The following is a 25202-nucleotide window of genomic DNA, read 5'->3' on the forward strand; positions in this document are numbered from 1 at the left end:
TATGGCTGAAATTTCAAGTGTACGAAGTGGCTTCATCGCTGCTGACGTAACAGGAAACAAGACACTTACTGCGGCTGATTCAGGCGTTGTGCAGCGTGTAACCGCTAATGCGACGATCACACTGCCTTCGACTGCCTTGGGCCTTACATTCGCCGTTCAGGCGGGTGTCACCACAGCTGGTAAGTTGCCAACGATCAGCGTCGCCCCGGCTGCCTTGGATGGCGTGACGGGTAACGGCTTCACCGCAGCTGTGAACAAGGCGATCAGCCTTGACACGACTGCTGGCCGAACTGGTGACTTGTTCATCATTCGTGGTACCGGCACAGCCGGCGTCACTGGTTGGGTCGTTGACTCAGTCATCGGTACATGGACCCGCGCTGCTTAGTCAGTAAATCCATAGTAAAAATTGCGCTCTGTTAAATCAGGGCGCTTTTTTGTATTATGAGAACAACGGACGGTTGCATGAGAACCACATGGCTTACGACACAGCTTCACTTGTCACTGAGATCAAACTGCTCGGCAAAGATCAGAACATAGCCGATAGCCTCGTTATTGGTTGGATTCAGGAAACCCAAGACAGAGTGATGGGCCGTCATCGTTTTCCGCAGCTCGAGAGCGTCACTATCACACCTATGATCATTGGCGATAGTACTTCTTTTCTGCCATCTGATCTACAGACAGTGGACCTACTTACGTTATCTGATCTCGAACAAACTACAGTGCCCGAGTATATGGCGTTTAGGGACTTTGAGGAGCGGTTTAGGGCTCTACCAGTTCAATCCCAGGGCCGACCGAACTGGTACACCATCTACGCCCGCTCAGTGCGCTTTGAGAGGCCTGTGGACAAGGCATACAACATTGGCTTGAAGTATCTACGGCGACCAACCGAGCTCACCTCTGGTGTCGTGGTGCCTGACATTCCCCAGGAATACAAGAAGCTACTTGTACATGGAGGTCTAGCGGGACTTGAGGCCTACCGGGGCAACTTCGATGTTGAAGCAATCCACCTACGTAGGGTTGAAGAGCTAGAAGAAGACATGTTGCTTCGGTACGTCACTCGACAGACAACCAGGACTTCCAAGGTGCGATCAACTGCCAAGATCACCAAGGCTCGCTCACCTAATCAGGGGTACAGCTTGTAATGAAGTCTAGGTTCGGCTATCGGACTCAGATCCCGTCAACGTCCACACAGAAGGGCTCTACTCAGGCGGTCAGCTTCAAGGACGGCGTAGACACCTATAAGGACAATGACGATCTCAAGCCAACCGAACTCAGGGCCGCCATCGACGCCAGGTTCACCAAGATCGGGCGCTATAAGACGCGCAGGGGCCTAGATCGCTACTCGGTTCCAGTAGGGGAGGCTGTCAACGCTCAGAACAGTTCCACTACCGGTGCAGGTGTCGCGACGATCTCGGCGACTCAAGCCCTGGCGCAGCCACTTACGCTTACCGGAACTCAACGGTTGTCTCAAGTAGAAGTACGGATACGGACGACAGCCACGAGCAAGGGCGTAGTACTAGTCGAGGTACGACAGAACAACGCGGGAGTGCCTGGCGCTCTCTTGGCTCGCAGCTCGATTAGGCCGGCTGACATCGGTTCATCGTTCGCGTACAAGCCTGTCTACTTCGCCGCTGCCCCGGAGGTGACTGGTACACCCTTCGTCGTGATTAAAACACAGTCCAAGTACGCGGGAGTTTATGAGGTCTCAACGACGACGACGGGCTCAACCGGACTCATCTCAAACGACGCTGGGTTCACCTGGACCGGGGGAGCGGTCAACGCTCTGAACGTGAAGCTCTATACGGCTCCATACAACCCAGTGCTAGGACTCATCCGTGTCAACAGGCCAAACGGCCAACGCCTTACAGTCTTCGGGGCGGGCGGTGTGATCTACCAAGTAGACGACACGACCGGCGCAACAACCGTCGTTAAGAGCGGTTTAAGCGCGTCTGCGACGTTCTACAGGTTCGAGATGGTTCAGGATGCTATCTACTGGATAAATGGCCAGGAGAAGCCTTACAAATGGGACTCCACGACAGTTACTCAACTGACGGCTTGTCCGTTCATTCCTGATGAACTGAGTGAGCACAAGGGGCTGATCTTCTTCTCGGACTCATCCGACTTCACTAAGTTCGCCTGGACTAACTTTGGCGAATACGACAAATTTACGAGTACCGACTTCCAATACGCGCCTGCTCCAAAGACGGCGGACGGTATTACGGCGTTTCAAAAGCTCAACGGTATCCTCTACATCCTCACCCACAACAACAAGTTCGCATTCATGGGCGACGACAACGTGACCTTCCGCATGGATGAAGCAGCTCCACAGCGCGGCACGTTCACACAAGAGACAACCGTGTCAGACGCTAACTTCATCTACCACGCGGACTTCGAGGGTATTTGGCAGTTCAACGGATCTGAAGAAGTCAATCTTGCCAAGCCGTTCCTAGAGGATTACCTGGCTATCCCTAACAAGAACACGATGCAGCTCGACATCTACAAGAACCGCCTGTATGTCTTCTACGCCCCTTCTGGCAGCGCGGATAATACCGAGTGCTACGTCATCAACCTCCAACTCAAGAAGCTTGAGAGTCTAGACAAAGGCGCATACGTCGGTCGGACATATGGCCGGGGGACTCAAGACGATCTCTTCCTACAGGCCAGCAACCGTGTAGCCGCGGTCTATTACGCAGAGCTACCAACGAATGACTACCACAATCTCGGCGACCAGATTCAGTACGATCTCCTTACAGGTGCCAGTCACTTTGACCAGCCGGCGGCGCTGAAACGTATCCCTAAGTGGCGACCGACCTTCGCAGCAGCCAATGCTGACTATGACGTTCGTTGCGGTTACGCGACCGATCTGTCCCTCGACTTCAACTGGCAAGACGTCCCAATGTCGGGTTCTGGCCCACGCTTCAATAACGGTGTTCTGTTCAACTCAGGCGTGCGCTTTGGAGGTGTCGGCATCATCGAGCCTGATCTCTACCTATCTGGTGAGTTCAAACGTGCTCAGCGACGCTACCAACACATCGCAGCTCGTGAGCCAGTTGAGTTCGACAGTGAGGTACTAATGGTTGAAACCCAGAGGATTCGCTGATGCCTAACAGGTTCAATCGCATCATCTCTACTGGATCGACAGCGGCAGCGTTCAACACGATCAACCAGAACTTTGCGCAGCTTGACGCAGAAGCGGTTAAGAAGCAGTTCAAGGACGCAAACGGAAACTCTATGATCTCGGGCAATCTCGGTGAAGAACTCTTCGGCACGAGCTTACTCGATAGTGAGGGCACAGGAATGTTCATGGGGCTTTACCGGGCTAACAGGTTTGGAACTGTTTACTACTTCAAGGGGACGCCTGTCGGCCTCGACGGTATGGCACCAGATGACGGTCGCATTGGATCGTGGCGAGCTAAGCCTGGTCAAAACGTAATCACCCTGCTTGGAGGCTAAATGCCTGCTAACCCTACAACTTCAAATAACTTCCTCGTCACAACCGACTATCCGCTTGACAAAGTAGTTGTCGGTGGCACAGCTAACTTCACTGTGCCCGCTAACACTACTGGCGTGGGCAGGCTGGCCCACAAACTACCCTTCGCCCCACTCATGATGGGGTCATACTCGTTGACCTCTGACTATGCTGTCCTCTATGGGCTTAACACAGCCCCTGTGTCGTTGTCCCCCGCCCTTCGTTTGTACGACTACATAGTGAATATCAATTCAGACGCCAACGATATTATCTTTAGCGGCGAGAACTACACGGGTAGCCCGATCACCTTTTACGTCCGCTATTATGGGCTTGAGCCGTCAACGGTCGATGCAGATTTGTTGCGCACTCAGTCAAATGTCGATAACTTCCAACTGAACACCGACTATAACTATACGAAGCTCTATCTCTCGGATTATTTCGAGTATCCGTCCTCACCGAGTACAACAAGTGTAACAACGATTATCCCGCACGGTCTTGGTCGAGTGCCTCAAGTTATGACCTGGTCTGAAAAGAGTGGGACGATTGCCCCACTCAGTGTCCACGACGCTGGAGACCTTCAAGCTGAACCTATTGCGACCTCAGTTGACGCGACCAATCTAATCATTAAAACAGAAATTGCAGGGGGCACCCCAACTATCCGTGTCCACTACAGGGTGTATCTCGATGCCTAAAGCAGAAAGTTTTATCCTTACAACGGACTTCGCCACCCTAAAAGAAGACAACTCGGCGTCGGTGTCTATCACCGTACCCGGTAGCAATGTCACGCCACCTGGCTCGGCCGTAACATTCTCGGCCGACCTGACAGTTGGTACGCCTGGTGCGGAACAGCGTATTCGCGTGCGGTCTAACCTCCTTGGGTCTCAGTACTATACAGGCGTTCTAAGGGTCGCACGTACGGGGTTGCCCGTTCGGCCCAGCTTTCTATTCGGTCTACACGATGGTCGCCCGTATTAGCCCTACAGTTGTTCGCTGTAGTGTAGTCATCCCGAACCCATATATTGACCCGATCACAGGGATCAGTCAGGCTGAGACGTTCACGTTCAAAGTCAACACGTTCCTATCGCCTGTTGGATAGTGTTAATTATCTAGTTCACAAATACCAAGTATGTTATTATCAAAATAACTTGGACGGTGTGACGAGACCTATACGTGGCACGAACGCTCGACGCAATTATCTCAGAACTAGACCCCGGCTACGCTGGCAGCCGAACAACGGCTCAAAACCAGATCAATGCCCTCCCGGGTGAGACGCAATCGCAGCTTGACGGCCTCAAAGCAACCGCCGAACAATCTCATGAAGACATCCTCGGTGGCGCTCGTCGTCGTGGCCTTGGCTTTGGCGGTATTCCAATTGGAGAACAGGTCAAGTATGACTCGACTGTCTTTAAGCCAGCCGTAGCCAATCTCTATAGCGCACAAAACGCCAGAAGGTCGTCTCTGGAAGAGTCTCTCAATGCCCTGTACAGAGATCAGAGACAACAAGCGCTCGGCATCCAACAAACCGAACTTAGCCGTGATGAGCAACAGCGCCAATTCAATGAGAATATGGCTTTCCAACGTGAGCAGATGGCACGCCAAGAAGCCGAAGCAGCCAGGGACAGGGCAGCGGCATCTACCGCCGGCATCGGAAGCTACTTCGGTGGCGGAGGGGGCGGAACGCAGGCGAAGAGTGGCGGAACTGCTCAGATGAGCCAACGCGGCGACAAGGGCTTTAGCTTCACTGACGCTAATGGCAATGCGATTAGTGCTGCAACCTTTGCCAAAACGAAGGGAATTGAGTTTCGCGCTCTACTTGATCAAATGGCTAAGGCTGGTGACAAGGGTGCGGCTCAAGCTCTTGGCTACGTCGGCAATGACTTCGGCGTCAACAATGACAAGCTTAGGCAAGAAGGGCGCGATGTGTCGAATGCGCTGTACGTCGATCAAACAAGAAAATTACTAAACGCTTTACTTTGGTAGGAGGCATATGGGCTGGATTGAAGACTTAAACGGTAAACAAGATATGGGCGGCGGCGAGAGTCGCTTGGGATGGAATAGATATGCGCAACAGCAGTTTGAAGACCAACGCCGTAAGCTTCAGGATGCTCAAGACAAGAAGCCGAAAGGCAACTTCCTTACTAGCCTTCTACCGACTGGTGGTGGAATAGCCGGAACACTGGGCGGCGCGGCAGCTGGGGCGGCAGCCGGCTCAGTCGTACCTATCCTGGGGACGGCAGTTGGTGGACTCCTGGGCGCAATCCTGGGCGGCGCTGGTGGCTCGGCACTCGGCAAGGTCGGCGAGAATGCTGTCACGGGTGAAGAAGATCTAGGCAAGGGAGTCGGCGAAGAAGCACTCATGGGCGGCCTGACATCGCTACCTATCGGGGCAGGGTTCAAGCTGGCGCGAGCTGGAGCCAAGGTAGCGACGGGACTCGGCAAGAAGTCCGCTGGTGATCTCGTGCAAGAGGCTGGCGTCTCGACTATCGGCAAGGGTTCGGTGAGTCGGATGGCGTCAAATGGCAATCTCGATCAATCTGCACTTGACGCCGTGACCCGCCTCCAGGGCGGCAAGGTGGGCGCTGAGGCCGCATCTAAGTTTGGAACGACAGGCAAGCTCAAGAACATGGGCGATCAAGCGTTGCTCTCTCAGTACGGAACCATTAGCAAGCCAATTGCACGACAGACTAACCCAACGCAAACAATCAGCACCCTGGCAGACGCAGGCATCATCAAGCCAACAGATGCAGAGCGCGTAGCCTCTGGCATCACTGGTTCAAGCGGCATCGTTAACCAGGCCGTTGCAAAAGCTGTCGATGGGGCTGGCTACGTTGATACAGGTACCCTCCGACGCGTCTTCCAAGATGGACTCGACAACCATGGACTTGTTGAGAAAGATCGCAAGTCACTGATGACCATGTTCGATGCACAGATGAACAAGATGTCAGGTGGCGCACGGGGATCACTCAATCCAAAGGTGAATCCAACCGATGCACTGTCTAGCATGAGGTCAATCGAAGAGCGTATTGCCAACCTACAGGGAAAAGGCGGCAATTACAGTCTGCCAACGCCTGAGCGAATCGACCAGGCTAACGTGCTCAAGCTGGTACGAGATGAAATGCAGGATCAGATCTACACAGGCGCCGGGGCTAACGCGAACCTATCTGGTGTGCTCACTCCGAAGCTGCGTGAAGACCTAGCCGCTCTCATGCCAAACAACGCCAAGTGGCAGCAATACATCGACAACAACATCATGAACGCGACCGACGTCGGCCAGCTCCGATCAGCTCAAGCGCCTTTTGTGCGAGCGGGCAAGATCATTGATGAGGGCGATATCAACGCGCTTACGTTCGGTGGCCGTGGCGGTAATGCGTTCGCTTCAGGCGGCTTTAAGGACATGCTCGGGACGGCAGCAACCAATCTCGTCAAAGACCCGGCCGCCCGAGCAAGTGGGCGAGTACTACGCACTGCCGGCGGAGCTGGTGGTGCAAGAGGTGGCCAAGTTGGTCAATCACTTCTCGGCGCTGGCATCCGTCAAGGTGGCGGACGCGTTCTACTTAATGGTCAAGAACAACAGCCACTAGATACGACAGATCAAGAGATCGCGACGCTTGAACAGGCTCTACTACAGTCTGATGGCGGCGGGGGAGTTCCTGGCCTACATGATTCGCCTAGCGGCAACATCGACTCTTGGGACCCTAATGATCCGACCGCTATCAATCCACCGCCTAGCAATCCGTTCGGCGTCTCACGAGATGAAGTCGGCCAGGCCCTAGTGAGAGCAATGCAGGCTAACGACAAGACGGCCGTGAGTCAGCTACAAGACCTCTACAGCATGGTTGACGACTACGAGACTCAGCAGGGCGCAACTGACCTGAACGCAACCACTCAGAAGGCTCTGGCGCAAAGCTCAAATGCAGACTCGACTCTGAGTCAGCTTGAATCCCTACTCGGTCAGGTTGGCGGCTCTGGTGGCCCTCTCGCTGGCAGATTCAGCTCATTCATGGGCGACATTGGTATGAACAACGACGTCAAGACCTACAACGACCTGGCAGCCGGCAGTATTACGCAGATCGCTAAGGCTCTTGGTGAAACTGGTGCAATGAGCGACAGCGACCGCATCGCTTACTCGGCTCTTCTGCCAAAAGTCACAGATACACCAGAGGTCGCAGCGAATAAGTTTGCAGCTCTTCGCGCGCGAATGGCCTCAGCTCATCAGAACACTTTGCAGTACGGCGCAGGGGTTGATCCGACGCTGGAGCAAGCCTTGCTAGGTGGAGGCTACTAGATGCCTCTTTTAACGCCTACTCAACTTTGTTATTCTAAAAGCAGAACTTGGGCGGTTTGTGCGGTAGAAAGTGTATGACATTAGTTTCACCCTCACAATCTAACCCTGGCGATGAGATCAAAGCGGCCAACGTCAATGATCCTGTGAATCAGATCGCCGCTGTCGTCAACGGAAATATCGACAATACAAACATCTCATCTGTATCTGGCGCAAAGGTACAAGCCGGAACGATCAATGCTTCGGCCATGGATACAGCTACTAATGTCGAGACTCGCCTGAGTGAATCCCTAGGCAATTTCGTGGCCTCTGGCTGCGTCTGGAGCGCTATCAGCGGCCTGAACGGCACGATGACGGCTGGTGTCGTGTATATCAATGGCAAGCGCATCGTGGTGGCTGCTATCACCTCACAAGCGTTCGTAGCCAGTAAAGATACCTATGTCAGCATTGATGTGAACGGTACGGTGGGTATCGCCAACGCCGTCGCGAACAACGCGGCTTCGCCAACATTGCCTGCTAACTCTGTGTGGCTAGCGATTGTCGTGACGAGCGGTTCGGCTATTACTTCCGTAAACACCGGTCAGATAGACGCTGTCGCACCTGTGGTATCCAGTCGAACACTGAACATTTGCGATACGAATGGTGTGCTGATCTACCCGTATGCGAACCAGAAGCTCATCGGTTTTGCGCGTATCAATACGACATTTTCAACTGGTCCCGAAGCTGATATTCCCGGGTTATCTACGCCGGTCGCCATAGGCGCAATAGGTCGAAAAGTGAAGGTTTCAGTTTACTTCCCGCAGATGTACAACTCGGTTGATTCGACCCGAACTCAATCCTTTATTCATGAAGATGGCAGCCAGGTTCAAGCTCAATACAACCGCACATGGACTACCGCTAATGGCGGTAACGGAGCAATCAATATGTTAGTAGTTCGCACACCGAACACAGGCTTACATACATACAAGGCTCGAATGTCAACTCTTTCCGGAACTGCATCAATGTACGCCGATACAAACTCTGCGGCCTTTATCTCTGTGGAGCGCGAATAGGATGAATCAGAAGACTAAAACCATCATCAAGGAGGCAGGAGCGTGAACGATAGCACCGTCCTCATAGCAATCATTAGCGTTCTTGGCTCAGTAATTGCCATCGTTGGAACGGTCATCGCAATCATGGATCGGATCGTCAAGCGCAGCGAGAAGCGCCAAGATACGACCATCGAGAGGAATACTGAGGCCATCACTCGAACCAACGAGGCGTACATGGCATTAGCCGGCGCTCTCAGTGAGACCGCATCAGCATCCCGATCACTAGAAGAATCAATCCGTAAGAGTGATGAACAAGATCGCGAGTTCCAGCGTGAGGTATTGAGCAGTTTTTCGCATCTGGGCAAGTCACTAAACGGCCAGAGCAAGTTGCTGAAGACCATCATTGACTTGGCCGATCGCAACCACGACGCCATCGTGAAGAAGCAAACCGTAAAGGTGCAGACCGTCGAGCACCAGACGGTCGTGGAGTCTAACTAGTTATGGCGTACCGCCAACTCAAGAGTCCTAACTTGGACCCGGTGATCTACCAGGGCAATGTCATGCTCACTTCTTGGCTCGGTTATTGCCTCGCATTTGCCCAGACGGCCTTCGGTGCCGGTTGGGCTGGGCCTGATGCATGGACGTCCTGGAGCACCAAGACAACTGTTCGCCATGCAGACCGCAACTGGCCGCTCAACGTCTACTTCCCGATCTGGTTTGACGGTTGGTGGGCTGGAAAGCGGTATGGCCATGTGGCCATCGCTTACTGGAACGGCTCGGCACTCAAGATCTGGTCGTCACCTATTAGTAACAAGCCCTACGCCGATACCTGGACGTCAATTGCTCAAGTAGAGAAGAACTACGGCATGACCTACGTCGGATGGAGTGAGGATGTCGGTGGCACGCGCGTAATCGAAGCAATTATTGAACCACCAAAAGGAGGTGACATGGTAACCAACGAAGATCAACTCAATCGGCTATATGACGGCGTTCTAAGACGACCCAGAGGTGCAGGGGAAGGCAACGATGTCTACCTCGGCAAGGACTCAGGATTCGTATTTGATGACCTGTACAAGTCCGGCGAACGAGCCAAGCGACTGGCTCAAGAAGCAAACGAGCGAGCACAGCTTGGCAGCCAGATCAACACTCTAAACAACCAGGTGGCTCAACTCACCACAGACAAGAAGAACCTCAACGCCATAGCTGATTCAACGGCAAATGAGCGTGATGAGCTCCGCACACAACTTGCTCAGGCTCAGACTGACTTAAACGCGGCCAAGGAAGAGTTGAAGAACCGACCTACTGGCGGTGGCGACCTTGACCAAGCAACCAAAGACACCATCAACCAGACAGGCCAAGACGTGAGCTGGCTCAAGGGTCTATTCACCGCCATCATCGACGTGATCGGTAAATGGAGGACCAAGTAGTGCAGCGTCTCGGCTATCGCTGCGGTGGCGAACCTCATGAGCATCTCTAGCCCGTTTGCTAGGGCATTCATACTCGCTGGCCTGGCCGGCATCTTCCTGGTCATCTTCATGATGATCCCGCAGCAGGCACCTGCTTCAACTCCAGTCCCTGTATTGGCGGATGCAGAGTGCCAGATGCGCGGCCTACTTCCAGATCCAGTCTGCACACCAGGAGTGATCAACCCCGACGTTACTCAGACGAATATCCACCAGACCATCTGCGTGAGTGGATGGACAGCTACGATCAGACCGTCAACGAGTTACATCCAGAAGATCGAACAATTGCAAATAGTGTCATATGGCTATAAGAACACAAATGCTATTGATTACATTATGGATCATGCAATATCATTACAATTAGGAGGAAATGCTACAAATCCTGTAAATCTTTGGCCCCAACTAGCTGCGCCGTCCCGAGAGGACGATCAAGAGGAGAACGAACTTCGGCGCCAGGTTTGCGAAGACAAGATCACGCTCATTGAAGCACAGCGTCAGGAGATGCAGCTCAAGTACAACAATGGCTATAGGCCGCACCTGTCAAACATCAAACTGTAGTCGAATTATAGATCGTCATGGTGCGCGAGGCTATTGTTCGTCGCACTACAAGCGTTTCCGGGTCGGTGGCGACCTGACGACGCCGATCATCGTACGTTCAAAGCCAGGAAGCAACACTGTATGTGGGATTGCGGAATGTCAGAAGAAGGCTAAGTCCCTGCAGCTATGCCCCGCGCATTATCACCTGTCCAGGAAACACGGTGATCCGCTCGTCAAAGATACAACCGGTGGCTGGGGCGACCCAGATGAGCGTATTTGGTCCCTCATTGAGTACACAGAGAGCCACTGGATGTAGCAGGGTGCCAAAGGGCCGGTGAAGCGCGGTAGCTATGGCGTCTACCGCGGAAAATATGCTCACCGGGTCATCTATGAGAAGCTCGTCGGTCCTATCCCGAAGGACTATGTGATCGACCATATCTGTCGCGTACATGACTGCGTCAACCCAGAGCACCTGCGAGCAATCACTAGGTCACAGAACGCAGATGCTAATCGGATCAAGACGCACTGCCCCCGCGGGCATGCGTACGACGAGAAGAACACCTACATCGATGGCGATGGAGGAAGGCGATGCCGATCCTGCAGCAGACTGAGGGATCGCAATCGTAGAGAGTTGATGCACAGTCCTGGCCCATGACGGACTGGCAGACAGTATTAAATCAATAAGGAGGCATATGCCAGAGATAAAATCATTCATGAAAACACTACTAAGCAGGAAGTTCCTGATCGCCATCGTGGGCGCAACTGTCGTCTTCGGCAACTACATGTGGAACTGGGGCCTCACTGAAGAGCAAGTATGGTCGGTGCTCACTCCGCTGCTCGCCTACATCGGTGTTGAAGGATTCGCGGACATCAAGTCTCGCTAAGACATGCCGTATTTAGTGTCTAGGAACGTGCCAGACGCGTGCCAGACGAAAACATGACTATGTATCCATCTAAGCCCTCTGTGTCGTCAGAGGGCTTTCTATGTGTAAGCTGAGTTCATGGCAAAACAGACGATAACCCGCATCATTTCTGATCTCTCCGGCGAAGTCCTCGAAGAAGGCCAAGGGGAGACTATCGCCTTTGGCTTCGGCAAGAAGAGTTACACTATCGATTTGACTCAGTCTGAGGCTGATGAATTCCGCAAGACCATCCATAAGTACTCGTCGGTTGCTACCGAAGAAGTAGCCCGTCTACCTCGCACCAGTGGCTCTTCAGCTCCTAAGAGCCCCAAGGAAGATCTCACGCCAATCCGCGAATGGGCCAAGTCCCAAGGGCTCAAGGTTAGTGATAGAGGACGAGTTAGCGCTGAGGTCATGAGCGCTTACCACGCAGCTCACTAGTTCCAAGGGAGAGCCCCTTGCTGTCCAAGAGGACGGCAAGGGGCTCTTTTTTATCGGTCATCCCAAGGCTTGATGCCGATATTCGGTCTTTGCTTCCTGGGCGTCGGTTCGGCCGTTCGGCGCTTCTCTATTTCAGCTGCGATTGCTTCGGGCGCTCGCCCATAGTTTTGATGACTAGCCTGGCGAACCATCCAACCGAGATTCTGGCGTTGGACTGGAGGTAAAGCGTTGAAGGTGACAGGTGGGCTGACGCCGGCGCTGGTCGAGATCCTGGCTACACCTTCATATTGGCCGAGATTCATTAGGTCGTGCTCGGATACGGAGCTGCCGAACTGTCCTGCCATTCTTGAAGCGTCCTTACTCTCAAGCTGGAAGACGACCTTCGTCCTCGCGTTGTTGTGCGCCGCGTCTTGTATGTTCTGGGGGAGTTGGCTCACAGACTGATTGGCCATGATTATCGGGAAATTGTAGCTGCGGGCCTGGGCGAGCATCTCGTCAAGACTGATTGGCAAGCTCATAAGGTTCTGCACCTCATCGGCCATGAAGAAGAAGGGCTTGTCCGGCCGCTTATCTCGCACTGCTTTCCATGCGGAGCTGATCAGCATTGAAGCGATGAACTTAGTAGTGCTCTTCTCAATATTGGTGACGTTGACTAGAACGATCTTGCCCTGAGCAACGGCATCAGCCATAGAGAGACTGCTCGTGCTCTGACCAAAGATGTTTCGGACTGCCTTCCTCGAGTTGAAGTGCCAGAAGCGGTCGATAACCGGCTGGACTACTTGGACTGCTTTCTGCTCGCCCATCTTGTCCAGGTCTTTCCAGAACTGAATCAGCTCCGGCTCCTTCAGGTTCTTTATGATCTCTTTGCGCCAAGGCAACTGTTCATCCGTTGGCTGTAATAGAGGCACGAGATCAGAGACAGTGGCACCTGGCCTTGTCATCAAGGTTCGCAGCGCGTGATAGACCACTTTCTTGAACCAGACGCCATCCTTGTCTCCGTGGATGTTCGAAACGATGCTCTCTATGTTTTCGATCGTTTGATATGGATCGCCATCATCTAGCACGTTGAACCCAACAGGCGATGTAGGGTCGTTCAAGTCGATGACCACGACATCGTTGATTCGCTCTCTAGGTATGGATTCGAGCAGCCGATCAAAGAGATCGTCTTTGGTTTCGATCAGAAGCATGCCCATACCGGCCTCAATGATTTGGCGCCCGATGGTCCGCATGAACTCGGTCTTACCTGTACCCGTAGGTGCGGCGATGTGCATGTGCTTGGTGATGTCCTCCCAGCTGATAGCGACAGGACGCTCGCCTCCTGGGAAGTTCGCCATGCCGATGTGGATGCCCTTGGTAGGGATCGAAGTATCAGCCGGAAGATGACGGCTTGCAGATCGGGGGAGCCCAGCAACCATAGGTGAGCCGATTGGATAGGCGATTAGCGGGATCAGCTCAGAGATCGAGAGCGTCATAGGAAAGCGCATAAGAGAAGCGGCTCGCTCTATCCGGTCCAGCAGCTTTACCTTAGGGACGCGCATTTCGATGAACCGATTGTCAGGGGAATTGAGAGCTGTGAAAGATGTCCGGACGTTCTGGACTAACTTGGCTGCACGCGGTTGGTCGTGAGCCCTGGCTGCCACCCTAAGGACCGCTCCATAGTTAGATTCGGTGAGTTTCTTCCGTCGGTCGGCCAACTCGTCACGGCTCGCTGGTTGGACACCGAGAATGGACTTCAGGCTGAATCTTGCTGAGGGATCGCCATCTTCGGGTAGCCGTTCGGGACGTACGGGCGTGACCACCCACTGCATTAAGACCGCCTCGTTATCCTTGAGTGGCCCCAGAGAGGCCAGGATTGACGCCGCAGCGTCATTGGAGTTCACGATACGAAGACTTCGCTCGGGGCTGCTCTCTCCAACTTCAACCGCATACGTCCACTCATGTTGTGGAAACGTCGTTGCTGGCTCGTACCTGAGGCCTCTGATATGCGTACGAAGCTGGCTCATGATGTCGTCGGATTGATGTCGCGGAACCATGATCCGGTGCTCGATCCCCATAGGCGTTGACCAGGTTTCAAAGACAATAGTCCGAACTCCGGCAAAGGGGGACGCCTTTGAGTGCAGAGTTCCACTGAGAGATCGCAGCCATGCTTTAACGCGGTCTTCAGCGAGATCCTGGGGAAAGGTGAGGACGTAGGTCTTACGATCGCCATCTAATTCGGCTTGGGACTTGAGCTTCATCTTAAGTACTCCGATAAACAGTGTCGAGGGAAGTGTCAGATAAAGAAAAAGCCACGTCATGCCACTTTTACTGTGACACAACGTGGCTTTTTCTACCAGAAGCGCTTGGTACGTGCAGAGACGATTCTCCAAGCGATCAAGGCCGTTGCAAGTATGACGATGATGGATACGGATATCCCAATCAAAGGTGCGTACGGCTCAATTGAAGCCAGCACGATGTTGAAGATAAGGACTGCGACGAAGGCAGTCAGTACGAAGGCCCAAAACTTGCTAGCCAGGGTTTTCATCGTCCCTGCTCCCGCAAGCGTTGGGCAACGATGTCCTCGACGATCTCTTCCTGAAGCTGAGCATCAACCATGCCGGTGCGTATGGCTGTCTCGATCTTCATCTTCCGCTCGTGGCGAGCGAGCCTTGGGCCGATGACCTTTATGGCCCAGATAGTGCCACCAAGGGCCAGGGCGACAAAGGCAAAGAAGAAGATACCGCCCCACATGACGCCGACTTCGTTTGCACTCATTTCAGTTCTCCCACTCTTCAAAGATGACTTCGTTGATTATGGTTTGTTCGATGTATTCGATGCGCCCGTCTGGATGACGGATTTCGCGCCGTTGGGTAGTAGCCTCGCGGTTGCTGGTGCGCTGACCTTTGCGACTAAAAGCGATGGAGTCGCGTCCGTAAAGCATTCGATACAGCTGAACGCCCAGGTCGTAACTAGAACCTCCGCCTAAGCGATCCATATCGTTGCCCATTTGAACTCACCTTCTTCCGTGTTGATGCGATGACTCTAACACCCGCCATCGATGCCAAGCGCGTGGAGCTGATTTGCGACTTATGCACAAGCGTAGGTCTAACAGATGAAACGTTCGTAAAGCGCGCCGAGGACTTCAAGGTACTCAAGACGCATCCGGACGTGACTGAATCGCTAGCAGTGAAGATCTACACACGTCAAAAAGACACGCTTCGGAATCTGCCGCTTGACTAAGCTTTCCAGATGATGTCGATCCGATCAGGATTGAATATCCACTGCTTGTATCGGTACCTTCCATCACCCGGCTGTTTCGGGTAGATGAGTATCTTCTCGATCAACACATCAACGAGCTGCCGCTTCCACATGAGGTCTGACTTCTCCCAGGCTTCTCGCACTGTCTGACCTGCCGGAATGTTCGCAACGGCACGGTTACTTGTCTTTCGCTCCAACTCTCGTCCTAGGGCATCTAAACGCGCTTGTGCGGTCGTCTTGGCAGTCTTGTACTCGTTGAAGTCCATGTCACCCGTTGAGTAGAGCTCCAAGATTTCTTGTAGACGCTGCGTTTGAAGCTCATGGTCACGCATCAACTGCTTCAGTTCAGGGGTGGTCGAATCGCTTCCCGCAAGCATCTCTCCGAGTTCAGGGGTATCAAGCCGGTACATGATGCAGTCGATAACCAGATCTTCTACTGGGTCCTTCTTGCGCTTCACTTTGCCGCAGCCGACTTCTTGGCCACGGTGGTCCTTTTTGCGACAGTTGAAGGCAGGGGAGTAGCTGCCGTCTCGCTGCTGGGCGTTGATGATGCTCATCCTGTTTCCGCAGACGCCGCAGAAGATGAATCCGGTAAGCAGATGCTTTCGTGCGTAGGTGCGCTTCCCGTGGGTCGCCTGACCTCTCTTAATAGCGAGCTGCAAGTCATCTCGTGTGTCTTGGCTCAGTAGAGGTTCCCACGCTGCTTCGTATTCCTGGCCATTGTGTGAGCGCATGCCATAGTGGCGCGGAAGCTGCGCCACGTTGCTGACGTTGATAGCGGTCCACATCTTTCCCTTAGCTGTGGGGATGTTTCGCGCGTTCAAGTCCATGGCAATGCTGTTCCATGAATCGCCCGATATGAAGCGCTTTACAATTTCGCGGACAGTAGGGGCTTCGTCTGGATGCTGGTCCATGCCGTTCTGGAGCCAGCCATAGGCGCGGTTGCCGCCAGAGGGCTTGCCAGACCTTGCAGCTTGAGACTTTGCAGCGAGCACGCGGGCCTTAGTTTGCTCGACTTCAAGCATGGCAAAGGTAATAGCCTGGCGGGCGAAGGCTCGGCCCATCGGAGTATTGAGATCGAATCGGCCGGCGAGGACTGTCTCGGTCTTGATTCCTGTCGCTTCGACTATGTCTATATAGTCCTCAAGCTCCCGTGGGCGGCGATACAAACGGTCGAGGTTCCACGCGAGGACGGCCTCGATCTCACGGTCCTTTGCGAGTTGGGTGAGTGCCTTGTAGTCGGGGCGAGGCTTGCCAGAGAAAGCGCTCACGCTGTTATCGATCTTGACCGCGACGACCGTATAGCCAAGACGATCGGCAAGATCACGACAGAGCTCTTCCTGGCGTTGCACACCAAGCTCTTCGCCTCGCTTGTCGTCTGAGATTCGACAGTAGATGGCGCAACGTGTGGGTGATGACAGTGGAGTAGTTTCGTGCATATATTCAGTTCCGCGCATGATTATGAGGCCTCCGGGGTATGCCGTCAATACTTTTGACGAGGCGCCGGAATACGAGCGCCGCGTTCTGGATGCCCTGCGCCAGCCCCTTGAGAGCGGCGAACTCGTCATCCACCGCTCCGCCGGAACGGCTGCCTACCCCGCCCGCTTCCAGCTGGTCCTGGCCGCCAACCCCTGTCCGTGCGGCAAGGCTTCCGGCAAGGGTCTGGACTGCACCTGCACGCCCACCATGCGCCGGCGTTACTACGGGCGCATGTCCGGGCCCCTCCTGGACCGGGTGGACATCCAGCTTCGCGTTGAACGCGTTTCGCTGGCTGATTTTGGGCAGTCAGGTACCGAGGAGGACACCGTCACCGTCGCACGAAGGGTGCAGGAGGCGCGGCAGCGCCAGCGGGAGCGGCTCGGGTACCTGGGGCTGGAGACCAACTCCCAGGTACCCGGCAGGCTGCTCAGGGGCGAGCTGCGCCTGCCACCGGCCACTACCCGGATCCTGGATACCTCCCTGGAGCGTGGCATCCTCACGGCCCGCGGATACGACCGCGTGCTGCGGCTGGCCTGGACCCTGGCCGACCTCGGCCACCGGGAGCGGCCGCACAGCGACGACATCGGACAGGCGCTCGGCCTTCGGCAGGCGGCGGCAGCGGCATGAAAGGAAGCATCATGAACCCCCAGACCACAAAGGACACCGAACGCGTCGCCCGGGCAGCGCTGTCGCGGCTCATGGAACCACAGGATGCGGCGGGCCTTGCACTCGTCCAGACGGCAGGAGCCATCGACGGCCTGCGCATCGCCACGGGCCAGTTGAAGGCGGGGCCGGAGCTGGAACAGGAAATCACCTCCTTGCTCGCCGGGAACGGCACCGCGTCATGGCCCGGGATCGCCGCGTCCCTGAAGCGTTGGGCGCCCCGGGTGGCCGACCTTGCTCCCGAGCGGGATCTGACCACCATGAAGCGGCTCGGCGGCAGGATGATCGTTCCCGGCGACGATCTCTGGCCCGCCCAGTTGGCCGATCTTGGCATCCAGGAGCCCCTGTGCCTCTGGTGGCGCGGCAGCGAAGTGGAGATACCGCTGGCCAGGCGCACCATCGCGTTGGTCGGTTCCCGGGACAGCACCAGCTACGGGGCCTCGGTCACCGGGGACTTCGCCTATGGGCTGGGCCAGCGCGGGTACACTGTGGTTTCCGGCGGGGCCTACGGCATTGATGCCCACGCGCACCGCGGAGCCTTGAGCGGCGGCACTGGCCCGATGCCCACCATTGCCGTCATGGCCGGCGGCGTGGACCGATTCTATCCCTCGGGCAACGAGGACCTGCTGCGTGCGGTGGCCAACCAAGGCGCGGTGCTCGCCGAGGTGCCTCCGGGCTCGGCGCCCACGAGGTACAGGTTTCTGCAGCGCAACAGGCTCATTGCCGCGCTGGCGGCCGTAACCGTGGTGGTCGAGGCGCGCTGGCGCTCGGGTGCCTTGAATACGGCCCACCACGCGGAAACGATCGGCCGGGCCGTTGGCGCCGTTCCAGGCTCGATCCACAGCGCCAATTCCGCCGGCTGCCACCGGCTGCTCCGGGATGGCGGGGCCGTGTGCGTCACCGACGTGGGTGAGATCGCGGAACTCGCAGGACCCAGTGGCGAGGCTTTGCCACTGGACCAGGAAGAGCCTGCCGCAGCGCACGATGGCCTCACCCTTGAAGACCTGATCCTGCTCGACGCCCTTCCCCTGCGCTCCACAAGCTCCGTGGACAAACTGGCCGTCGTGGCCGGGCTCAGCCCCGAATCGGTCCGGGCGGGGCTCGGACGGCTGGGCCTACTCGGGCTGGCGGCGTCAGAGCGAGGCGCCTGGAAGAGGTCCAAGAACGGCTGATTTTCGGGCGGATGTGGGCCGGAAATAGGCGCTGCATAATCGCACTGGCATATTTCCGGATCGTACGGCAAAATGAAAGCACGACCGCGGAACTTTCAAGTCCTACTTGAAGCTTCCGCGGCACCAACTTAATAGTCCGGCAGGGACCACCGGGAATCCGTGGCACCCACGGGGCAGCAAGCACCATCCAAGCAGAGGTCGTTGGGGAAGACGTACCTACAGCTATGGAGGATGGAATGTCTGTTGCAATGACCCGTGGTATTTTGTTTGTTCACTCGGCCCCTGCCGCCTTGTGCCCTCACGTTGAGTGGGCCATCGGATCGGTCGTGGACAAGCGGACCGATCTGGAGTGGACCGCTCAACCGGCCGCACCCGGAATGTTCCGCGCCGAGTTGTCGTGGACCGGAAAGCCCGGTACCGGGGCGCAGCTGGCTTCGTCGCTACGCGGCTGGGCCCACCTGCGCTATGAAGTCACGGAAGAACCCAGCCAGGGCACTGACGGGGCCCGCTGGTCGCACACCCCGGAGCTTGGCATCTTCCACGCCGTCACCGATGTCCATGGCAACATCATGGTCACTGAGGACCGCATCCGGTATGCCTATGAATCCGGCGCTGGCGACCCCTCGGCGGTCTACCACGAGCTCTCGCTGGCATTGGGTGAGGCCTGGGACGAGGAACTGGAACCGTTCCGCCACGCCGCAGAAGGCGCCCCCGTGCGCTGGCTCCACCAGGTCGGCTAGCAAGAGCAAGCGGCACGCTACCCCATAGCAGAGAGGAGGGCCCCACCAAGCGGTGGGGCCCTCCTACTCGATCTTATGGTTACGGCTAGACGTTGCGGACCGCGATGACGGCGTTGTGGCCGCCGAAACCGAACGAGTTGCTCAGGGCTACGATGTCACCCGCAGGCAGATCACGCGCGGTGGTGACGACGTCGAGCGGGATCTCCGGATCCTGGTTCTCAAGGTTGATGGTCAAGGGAGCCTTGCGCTCGTATACTGCGAGGACCGTGAGCACGGCCTCCACGGCGCCGGAGGCGCCCAGCAGGTGCCCCATCTGGGACTTCGTGGCAGAGACTGCCACGTTGTCCACGTGCGCGCCAAGAGCGGCACGGAGCGCCGTGTACTCGGGCTTGTCGCCAACCGGGGTGGACGTTGCATGCGCGTTGACGTGCACCACGTCCTCGGCCTGGATGCGGCCATCGAACATGGCAGCCTTGAGCGCGCGGGTTGCGCCCAGACCCTGGGGGTCCGGAGCCGTGATGTGGTAGGCGTCGGCCGTGACGGACGTGCCTGCCAGTTCGGCGTAGATCCGTGCACCGCGGGCCAGGGCATGCTCCTCTGCCTCGAGAACCAAAGCACCGGCCCCTTCGCCCATCACAAAGCCATCGCGGTCGATGTCATACGGGCGCGAGGCGTGCTCGGGGTCGTCGTTGCGGCGCGAGAGCGCCTGCATGGACGAGAAGGCGGCAAGCGGCATGGGGTGGATGGCCGCTTCGGCGCCACCGCACATCACGACGTCGGCCCTGCCGGAACGGATGAGGTCCAGGCCCAGGTGCAGGGCCTCGGTGCCTGAAGCACAGGCGGACACCGGCGTGTGCGCACCGGCCCGGGCGCCAAGGTCAAGGCTGACGGCTGCGGCCACGCCGTTGGGCATGAGCATGGGAACCGTCATGGGCAGGACCCGGCGGGGGCCCTTTTCCTTGAGTGTGTCCCAGGCATCCAGAAGCGTCCAGACGCCGCCGATGCCGGTGGCAAAGGCAACCGCGAGGCGGTCGTGGTCGATCTCGGTGATGCCGGAATCGGCCCAGGCCTCGCGTGCTGCGATGACGCCGAACTGCGTGGACGGGTCCATGCGCTTGGCCTCGACACGGCTCAGGACATCCAGCGCCGGCGTGGAGCACCGGGCAGCAAAGTGGACGGGGAGCTCGTACTTGGCCACCCACTCATCTTCGAGCGTGTGGGCACCGGAGACCCCTATCAGCGCGTTCTTCCACATTGTGGGGACGTCGCCGCCGATGGGAGTGGTGGCCCCCAGACCGGTTATGACTACTTTGCGTGCCATGCGATCACTCTCTGTCGGATCAGCCGGCCCGGCTGCGGTTCTTCGCAGGGGCGGCAGGAAAATCTTTGGGCGGTATTGCGACTGTGCCGGGCCCAGGATGGTTCACCACCCGGGTCCGGCACAGCTGGGACCAGGACTAGGCCTGGGCGTTTGCGATGAAGATGACGGCGTCGCCGACGGTCTTCAGGTTCTTGACCTCTTCGTCCGGGATGCGAACGCCGAACTTCTCTTCAGCGTTGACGACGATGGTCATCATGGAGATGGAGTCGATATCCAGGTCCTCGGTGAAGGACTTGTCCAGCTCCACAGATTCGGTGGCCAGGCCGGTCTCTTCGTTCACGATTTCAGCCAGGCCGGCCAGGATTTCTTCGTTGCTAGCCATTGTTGGCTCCTTTTCTTGTTGTGCCGGCTGCTGCCGGAAACGGTTCAAACCACGGATGCGGCTTGTGTCTCAAAGTCATATTCAGTTGGCTGGCGCCGCGGGGCCGGACCAGTGTTGCGGCAAGCCGTTGCGGCGTGCCTCGGCGGCTGGACCGCTACGGAAGCACCACGACCTGCGCGCCGAAGACCAGGCCGGCACCGAAGCCGATCTGCAGGGCCAGGCCCCCGCTCAGCTCCGGGTTCTCCTGGAGCAGGCGGTGCGTGGCCAAGGGGATGGACGCTGCCGACGTGTTACCGGACTCGGCAATATCGCGTGCCACCAGCACCGTTTCCGGGAGCTTCAGCTTCTTGACCATTTCGTCGATAATCCGCATGTTGGCCTGGTGCGGGACAAAGGCGGCCAGATCCGAGGCCTCGATGCCGGCGGCATCCAGGGCCTGCTGGGCAACCTTCGCCATCTCCCACACAGCCCAGCGGAAGACCGTCTGGCCATCCTGGCGCAACGTCGGCCAGACATCCTGGGCGGCTTCAAGGATCGCCTGGTCGTCCGATTCATCGGAGTGGCGGGCGGACTCGCCAAGTGCACGGACGTCGTCGAGTGAGTGTGTCATGCCGATGGCGTCCCACTTGCTGCCATCGGAACCCCACACGGAGGGTGCGATGCCGGGGGTATCGGACGGGCCGATCACCACGGCGCCGGCACCGTCGCCGAGGAGGAAGGAAATGGTGCGCTCGTGGTTGTCGATGACATCCGAGAGCTTCTCGGCGCCGACCACCAGGACGTACTCGGCCGCGCCGGAGCGCACCAGGGCGTCGCCCTGGGCCACGCCGTAGCAGTACCCCGCGCAGGCGGCGGAGATGTCAAAGGCCGGTGCCGGCGTCGCGCCCAAACGGTCGGTGAGTGCGGCGGCAGCGGACGGTGTGGCATACGGGTGGGTCACCGTGGAGACGATGACGGCACCCAATTGGGAGGCTTCGATGCCGGCGTGCTTGAGTGCCTCTCGGGCTGCGCCTTCGGCCATGTCGATCACGCTGACGTTGGCGGCGGCGCGGTGGCGCGTCACGATGCCGGTGCGCTGGCGGATCCATTCATCGGAGGAATCGATCCACTGGCAGACGTCGTCGTTGGTGACGATCACATCCGGGCGGTACGCCCCGATGCCGACGATGCGCGAATGTGCGTTGATCGGTGCCTGCTTGAGTACGGGAGTGCTCATGCCTGTCCCTCCAGTTCGGCGAAGAGTGCCAGCGCCGCGGACAGGTCGTCCGGGGTCTTGACAGCGACGGTCTTGACGCCGGGCATGCCGCGCTTGGCGAGCCCGGCGAGGGTGCCGGCAGGGGCCAGCTCAACCACGCCGGTCACGCCGCGCTGCACCAGCGTCTCCATACAGAGATCCCAGCGGACGGGGCGGGACACCTGAGCGATCAGGCTCTCGACGGCGGCGGTACCGGCAGTGACTTCCTTGCCGTCGAAGTTGGAAAGCAGCGGGACGGCCGGGTTCTGCGGTTTCAGGGACGGCTGCAGGGCTTCCAGTGCGCTCACGGCAGGTGCCATGTGCGAGGTGTGGAAGGCGCCGGCGACCTTGAGCGGGATCACGCGGGCCTTCGCCGGCGGGTTCTCGGCCAGGGCCTTGAGCTGTTCGAAGGTGCCTGCGGCGACGGTCTGGCCCGCACCGTTGACGTTGGCAGGGGTGGCGCCGGCGGCCTCGATGGCGGCCAGGACCTCCGTGGGGTCGCCGCCGACCACGGCGCTCATGCCGGTCGGGGTGACGGCGGCCGCGGCGGCCATGCTGTTGGCCCGTTCCCGGACGAAGGTCATGGCTTCGGCTTCGCTGAGCACGCCGGCGAGGGCAGAGGCGGTGATTTCGCCGACCGAGTGCCCGGCAAGAACCACGGGCAGGGTGCTGAGTTCGACGTCGAACAGCGACTTTGCGGCCACGAGGCCAGCCGCGACAATCAGGGGCTGCGCGACGGCGGTGTCCTTGATGGTCTCTTCGTCCGAGGTGGTGCCGTGGGCCTTGAGATCAATGCCTGCAATCTCGCTCAATGCGGCCAGATGGCCCTCTACGGAAGGCAGTTCCAGCCAGGGGGCCAAAAAGCCAGGGGTCTGGGAGCCCTGTCCAGGGCAGACGATTGCAAGCACGTATCCAGCTTTCCAAATTGCCACGTGATCCACCGGTGTTTTCGTACACCAAGCTCACTGGGTCAGTTTGTAGGAAGTCTACAACGGTTCAGGTCTGGGAACGTGATCCGTGTCGTTCGGACGAGGTCTTCGGCTGGGCCGAAAGCCTTCCCACCACCAGCGCCGTCTGGAGGACAAAAGCCTCCCTGGGCAGTAGCGGATCCCATCCGGTGACATCGCAGACGCGCTTCAAACGGTAGCGCACCGTGTTGGCATGGACGAACAGTTCACGGGCCGTTGCCTCGAGGGAATGCCCCAGCTCAAGATAGGTTCCCAGCGTTTCGACGAGTCCGTTCGAGGCGGCCAGCAGCGGCCGGTAGATGTTTTTCACCAGGGAGCGGCGCGCCGCGTCGTCGCCCGAAACCACGCGTTCCGGCAGGAGATCGTCGGCTGCCACGGGGCGGGGGGCGGACGGCCACGCCTTCGCGGCGGTGAGGCCCGCAAACGCCGCCTGCGCGGAACTGCTCGCCTCCAGCAGCGAACCGGCTTCGGGGCCGTACACCACGGCGCCCGGGGCAAACAGCTCGCTCAGTTTCACATACGCCGTGTCGCGGTCCTGCACGCCGCCCAGGATGAGGATCAGCCGGTCGCCCTGGATGCCCACCAGGGCGTCCTCGGCGTACCGGCCGGCGGTGCGGCGCAGTTCGCTGACGTAGCTGGCGCTGGGTTCTGACGGCGAGTTGCCCACCATCACGGTGAACCTCTCCTGCGCCTTCCAGCCCAGTGCCGCAATCCTGGAGCGCAGGGCGTCCGTGTTCTCGCCGCGCAGGATGGCGTCCACAATAAGGGCCTCGAGCCGTGTGTCCCAGGATCCCCGGGACTCGGCTGCGCGCGCATAGACATCGGCGGCAGCGAAGGCCACCTCGCGCGAATACCGCAGCACGGCCTCCCGCAGCGAAGGCTGGTCCGATTCCGGCGCGATCACCGGCACCTGGTCCTCCACCACCTCCACCACAATCCGGATGAGCTGGAGCGCCTTCTGCAGGCTGATGGAGCGTGTCAACTCCGTGGGGGCATTGCCGAAGACGTCCGTGAGGATCCAAGACGGCGAGCTCGGCCGCTCGTACCAGGTCACGAAGGCGGCGATGCCGTTCTGGGCCACCAGGCCCAGCGCCGAGCGTTCATCGGAGCTGAGGCGGCTGTACCAGGGCAGCGATTTCTCAAGCTGGCGCATGATGGTGGTGGACAGCTGGCCCACGTTGGCGCGGAGCTGTTTCAGCGTCACCGCCTTTTCCGGCGTCAATGCACGCGAGGGTGCCTTGCGCTTTGCGGGGGTCTGTGAGGGCTCTGCCATGGAACGAGCATACGGCCCATCACCGGCAAGCTCCATTTGTGCGAAGGCTACAACTTCCTTTGTGGTGCGTCACTAGCCTTACCGGGGTTCCGGCAGGGAAGTTAAAGCCCGACGGCGGCCCCCACCACATGGTGGAAGCCGCCGTCGTTGGACATCGCGTGGGCGATCCGCGCGTGGTGCTAGGCGTCGCCGCCCGCGCCGCCGGTGGTGCCGGCGTTGACATCGAGGAGACGGTACTTCTCGATGGCCTGTGCCGGTGCCTGTGCGTCCACTTCGCCCTTGGCCGCCAGGAGTTGCAGGGTCTTCACGACGATGGAGTGGGTGTCGTTCTTGAAGAAGCGGCGGGCTGCCTGGCGGGTGTCGGAGAAGCCGAAGCCGTCCGCGCCGAGGGAGGCGAACTCGTTCGGGAGGAACTGGCGGATCTGGTCCGGGACGGCCTTCATGTAGTCCGAGACGGCCACGACGGGTCCGGTGGCGCCGGCGAGCTGGGCGGCCACGAAGGGGGTCCGGGCGGGGGTGCCGGGGTTGAGGAAGGCTTCTTCCTCGGCGGCGAGGCCGTCGCGGCGCAGTTCGTTCCAGGAGGTCACGGACCAGACGTCCGCGGCCAC

26 protein-coding genes and 1 pseudogene are annotated in these 25202 nt (G+C 58.0%); 17 read left to right on the forward strand and 10 right to left on the reverse strand.

What is annotated here, in order from left to right; all coding sequences use genetic code 11:
• Window position 1: 1 nt before the first annotated feature.
• From J1902_RS03680 to J1902_RS03745, 14 genes are all read left to right on the forward strand, one after another.
• Window positions 2-385, forward strand: coding sequence for a hypothetical protein (locus J1902_RS03680; protein WP_207614915.1), 384 nt, complete (start codon window positions 2-4; stop codon window positions 383-385).
• A gap of 88 nt (window positions 386-473) precedes the next feature.
• Window positions 474-1142, forward strand: coding sequence for a phage adaptor protein (locus tag J1902_RS03685; RefSeq protein ID WP_207614916.1), 669 nt, complete (start codon window positions 474-476; stop codon window positions 1140-1142).
• On the forward strand, window positions 1142-3100 hold the full coding sequence (locus J1902_RS03690) for an SDR family oxidoreductase (protein WP_207614917.1): 1959 nt from the start codon (window positions 1142-1144) through the stop codon (window positions 3098-3100). The genes J1902_RS03685 and J1902_RS03690 overlap by 1 nt, the downstream gene beginning before the upstream one ends.
• On the forward strand, window positions 3100-3453 hold the full coding sequence (locus J1902_RS03695; protein ID WP_207614918.1) for a hypothetical protein: 354 nt from the start codon (window positions 3100-3102) through the stop codon (window positions 3451-3453). The genes J1902_RS03690 and J1902_RS03695 overlap by 1 nt, the downstream gene beginning before the upstream one ends.
• Window positions 3454-4161 carry a hypothetical protein gene (locus J1902_RS03700; protein WP_207614919.1) on the forward strand — a complete coding sequence of 236 codons (708 nt, stop codon included), beginning with the start codon at window positions 3454-3456 and terminating at the stop codon, window positions 4159-4161.
• Window positions 4162-4639: 478 nt separating this feature from the next.
• Complete coding sequence (locus J1902_RS03705; RefSeq protein ID WP_207614920.1) at window positions 4640-5449, forward strand: hypothetical protein; 810 nt, start codon at window positions 4640-4642, stop codon at window positions 5447-5449.
• A gap of 7 nt (window positions 5450-5456) precedes the next feature.
• The gene (locus J1902_RS03710) at window positions 5457-7754 is read left to right on the forward strand and encodes a hypothetical protein (protein WP_207614921.1); all 2298 of its coding nucleotides are present in this window, start codon (window positions 5457-5459) and stop codon (window positions 7752-7754) included.
• Window positions 7755-7828: 74 nt separating this feature from the next.
• A complete protein-coding gene (locus J1902_RS03715) occupies window positions 7829-8803 on the forward strand; it encodes a hypothetical protein (protein WP_207614922.1) in 975 nt (324 codons plus the stop codon).
• 42 nt (window positions 8804-8845) lie between these two features.
• The gene (locus tag J1902_RS03720; protein ID WP_207614923.1) at window positions 8846-9280 is read left to right on the forward strand and encodes a hypothetical protein; all 435 of its coding nucleotides are present in this window, start codon (window positions 8846-8848) and stop codon (window positions 9278-9280) included.
• Window positions 9281-9312: 32 nt separating this feature from the next.
• The gene (locus tag J1902_RS03725; protein WP_207614924.1) at window positions 9313-10209 is read left to right on the forward strand and encodes a coiled-coil domain-containing protein; all 897 of its coding nucleotides are present in this window, start codon (window positions 9313-9315) and stop codon (window positions 10207-10209) included.
• Between the two features lie 36 nt (window positions 10210-10245).
• Window positions 10246-10803, forward strand: coding sequence for a hypothetical protein (locus J1902_RS03730; protein ID WP_207614925.1), 558 nt, complete (start codon window positions 10246-10248; stop codon window positions 10801-10803).
• 313 nt (window positions 10804-11116) lie between these two features.
• Window positions 11117-11437 carry an HNH endonuclease signature motif containing protein gene (locus tag J1902_RS19865; protein WP_207614926.1) on the forward strand — a complete coding sequence of 107 codons (321 nt, stop codon included), beginning with the start codon at window positions 11117-11119 and terminating at the stop codon, window positions 11435-11437.
• Between the two features lie 58 nt (window positions 11438-11495).
• Window positions 11496-11666 carry a hypothetical protein gene (locus J1902_RS03740; protein ID WP_207614927.1) on the forward strand — a complete coding sequence of 57 codons (171 nt, stop codon included), beginning with the start codon at window positions 11496-11498 and terminating at the stop codon, window positions 11664-11666.
• Window positions 11667-11783: 117 nt separating this feature from the next.
• Window positions 11784-12125: a histone-like nucleoid-structuring protein Lsr2 gene (locus tag J1902_RS03745; protein WP_207614928.1), complete on the forward strand. Its 342-nt coding sequence runs from the start codon at window positions 11784-11786 to the stop codon at window positions 12123-12125.
• Window positions 12126-12175: 50 nt separating this feature from the next.
• On the opposite strand, the gene J1902_RS03750 is transcribed toward J1902_RS03745, so the two are convergent.
• The 4 genes from J1902_RS03750 to J1902_RS03765 all read right to left on the reverse strand — a co-directional run bounded on the left by J1902_RS03750 (window position 12176) and on the right by J1902_RS03765 (window position 16819).
• Window positions 12176-14422 (reverse strand): type IV secretory system conjugative DNA transfer family protein, encoded by a 2247-nt coding sequence (locus J1902_RS03750; RefSeq protein WP_207614929.1) that lies wholly within the window; start codon window positions 14420-14422, stop codon window positions 12176-12178.
• A 223-nt stretch (window positions 14423-14645) separates the two neighbouring features.
• Window positions 14646-14879, reverse strand: a complete 234-nt coding sequence (locus J1902_RS03755; RefSeq protein WP_207614930.1) for a hypothetical protein — start codon at window positions 14877-14879, stop codon at window positions 14646-14648.
• Window position 14880: 1 nt separating this feature from the next.
• Entirely contained in the window at window positions 14881-15111 is a 231-nt protein-coding gene (locus J1902_RS03760; RefSeq protein WP_207614931.1) for a hypothetical protein, read from the reverse strand.
• A gap of 229 nt (window positions 15112-15340) precedes the next feature.
• Complete coding sequence (locus tag J1902_RS03765) at window positions 15341-16819, reverse strand: recombinase family protein (protein WP_207614932.1); 1479 nt, start codon at window positions 16817-16819, stop codon at window positions 15341-15343.
• A gap of 37 nt (window positions 16820-16856) precedes the next feature.
• Here J1902_RS03765 and J1902_RS03770 point away from each other — a divergent pair.
• The 3 genes and pseudogenes from J1902_RS03770 to J1902_RS03780 all read left to right on the forward strand — a co-directional run.
• A pseudogene (locus J1902_RS03770) lies at window positions 16857-17468 on the forward strand (ATP-binding protein); the annotation flags it as partial.
• Window positions 17469-17479: 11 nt separating this feature from the next.
• Window positions 17480-18676 carry a DNA-processing protein DprA gene (dprA, locus tag J1902_RS03775; protein WP_207614933.1) on the forward strand — a complete coding sequence of 399 codons (1197 nt, stop codon included), beginning with the start codon at window positions 17480-17482 and terminating at the stop codon, window positions 18674-18676.
• Between the two features lie 236 nt (window positions 18677-18912).
• Window positions 18913-19416 (forward strand): DUF3145 domain-containing protein, encoded by a 504-nt coding sequence (locus J1902_RS03780; RefSeq protein WP_207614934.1) that lies wholly within the window; start codon window positions 18913-18915, stop codon window positions 19414-19416.
• A gap of 85 nt (window positions 19417-19501) precedes the next feature.
• On the opposite strand, the gene J1902_RS03785 is transcribed toward J1902_RS03780, so the two are convergent.
• The 6 genes from J1902_RS03785 to J1902_RS03810 form a co-directional block, all read right to left on the reverse strand.
• On the reverse strand, window positions 19502-20737 hold the full coding sequence (locus J1902_RS03785) for a beta-ketoacyl-[acyl-carrier-protein] synthase family protein (protein ID WP_207614935.1): 1236 nt from the start codon (window positions 20735-20737) through the stop codon (window positions 19502-19504).
• 136 nt (window positions 20738-20873) lie between these two features.
• On the reverse strand, window positions 20874-21119 hold the full coding sequence (locus J1902_RS03790) for an acyl carrier protein (protein WP_207614936.1): 246 nt from the start codon (window positions 21117-21119) through the stop codon (window positions 20874-20876).
• Window positions 21120-21273: 154 nt separating this feature from the next.
• Window positions 21274-22335 (reverse strand): beta-ketoacyl-ACP synthase III, encoded by a 1062-nt coding sequence (locus J1902_RS03795; protein ID WP_207614937.1) that lies wholly within the window; start codon window positions 22333-22335, stop codon window positions 21274-21276.
• Window positions 22332-23261, reverse strand: a complete 930-nt coding sequence (locus J1902_RS03800; protein WP_207614938.1) for an ACP S-malonyltransferase — start codon at window positions 23259-23261, stop codon at window positions 22332-22334. The genes J1902_RS03795 and J1902_RS03800 overlap by 4 nt, the downstream gene beginning before the upstream one ends.
• An 88-nt stretch (window positions 23262-23349) precedes the next feature.
• Window positions 23350-24594, reverse strand: a complete 1245-nt coding sequence (locus tag J1902_RS03805) for a PucR family transcriptional regulator (protein WP_207614939.1) — start codon at window positions 24592-24594, stop codon at window positions 23350-23352.
• 179 nt (window positions 24595-24773) lie between these two features.
• Window positions 24774-25202, reverse strand: a 429-nt coding sequence (locus J1902_RS03810; RefSeq protein ID WP_443623196.1) for a transketolase-like TK C-terminal-containing protein, incomplete at its 5' end; no start/stop codon positions are given.

The organism is Arthrobacter cavernae (assembly GCF_017368795.1).
In the GTDB taxonomy this organism is placed as follows: domain Bacteria; phylum Actinomycetota; class Actinomycetes; order Actinomycetales; family Micrococcaceae; genus Arthrobacter; species Arthrobacter cavernae.

Coding starts and splice junctions, on each gene's coding strand:
- J1902_RS03680 (WP_207614915.1), top strand. CDS start 2: ATGGCTGAAATTTCAAGTGTACGAAGTGGCTTCATCGCTGCTGACGTA.
- J1902_RS03685 (WP_207614916.1), top strand. CDS start 474: ATGGCTTACGACACAGCTTCACTTGTCACTGAGATCAAACTGCTCGGC.
- J1902_RS03690 (WP_207614917.1), top strand. CDS start 1,142: ATGAAGTCTAGGTTCGGCTATCGGACTCAGATCCCGTCAACGTCCACA.
- J1902_RS03695 (WP_207614918.1), top strand. CDS start 3,100: ATGCCTAACAGGTTCAATCGCATCATCTCTACTGGATCGACAGCGGCA.
- J1902_RS03700 (WP_207614919.1), top strand. CDS start 3,454: ATGCCTGCTAACCCTACAACTTCAAATAACTTCCTCGTCACAACCGAC.
- J1902_RS03710 (WP_207614921.1), top strand. CDS start 5,457: ATGGGCTGGATTGAAGACTTAAACGGTAAACAAGATATGGGCGGCGGC.
- J1902_RS03715 (WP_207614922.1), top strand. CDS start 7,829: ATGACATTAGTTTCACCCTCACAATCTAACCCTGGCGATGAGATCAAA.
- J1902_RS03730 (WP_207614925.1), top strand. CDS start 10,246: ATGAGCATCTCTAGCCCGTTTGCTAGGGCATTCATACTCGCTGGCCTG.
- J1902_RS03740 (WP_207614927.1), top strand. CDS start 11,496: ATGAAAACACTACTAAGCAGGAAGTTCCTGATCGCCATCGTGGGCGCA.
- J1902_RS03745 (WP_207614928.1), top strand. CDS start 11,784: ATGGCAAAACAGACGATAACCCGCATCATTTCTGATCTCTCCGGCGAA.
- J1902_RS03750 (WP_207614929.1), bottom strand. CDS start 14,422: ATGACGTGGCTTTTTCTTTATCTGACACTTCCCTCGACACTGTTTATC.
- J1902_RS03755 (WP_207614930.1), bottom strand. CDS start 14,879: ATGAGTGCAAACGAAGTCGGCGTCATGTGGGGCGGTATCTTCTTCTTT.
- J1902_RS03760 (WP_207614931.1), bottom strand. CDS start 15,111: ATGGGCAACGATATGGATCGCTTAGGCGGAGGTTCTAGTTACGACCTG.
- J1902_RS03765 (WP_207614932.1), bottom strand. CDS start 16,819: ATGCGCGGAACTGAATATATGCACGAAACTACTCCACTGTCATCACCC.
- dprA (WP_207614933.1), top strand. CDS start 17,480: ATGAACCCCCAGACCACAAAGGACACCGAACGCGTCGCCCGGGCAGCG.
- J1902_RS03780 (WP_207614934.1), top strand. CDS start 18,913: ATGTCTGTTGCAATGACCCGTGGTATTTTGTTTGTTCACTCGGCCCCT.
- J1902_RS03785 (WP_207614935.1), bottom strand. CDS start 20,737: ATGGCACGCAAAGTAGTCATAACCGGTCTGGGGGCCACCACTCCCATC.
- J1902_RS03790 (WP_207614936.1), bottom strand. CDS start 21,119: ATGGCTAGCAACGAAGAAATCCTGGCCGGCCTGGCTGAAATCGTGAAC.
- J1902_RS03795 (WP_207614937.1), bottom strand. CDS start 22,335: ATGAGCACTCCCGTACTCAAGCAGGCACCGATCAACGCACATTCGCGC.
- J1902_RS03805 (WP_207614939.1), bottom strand. CDS start 24,594: ATGGCAGAGCCCTCACAGACCCCCGCAAAGCGCAAGGCACCCTCGCGT.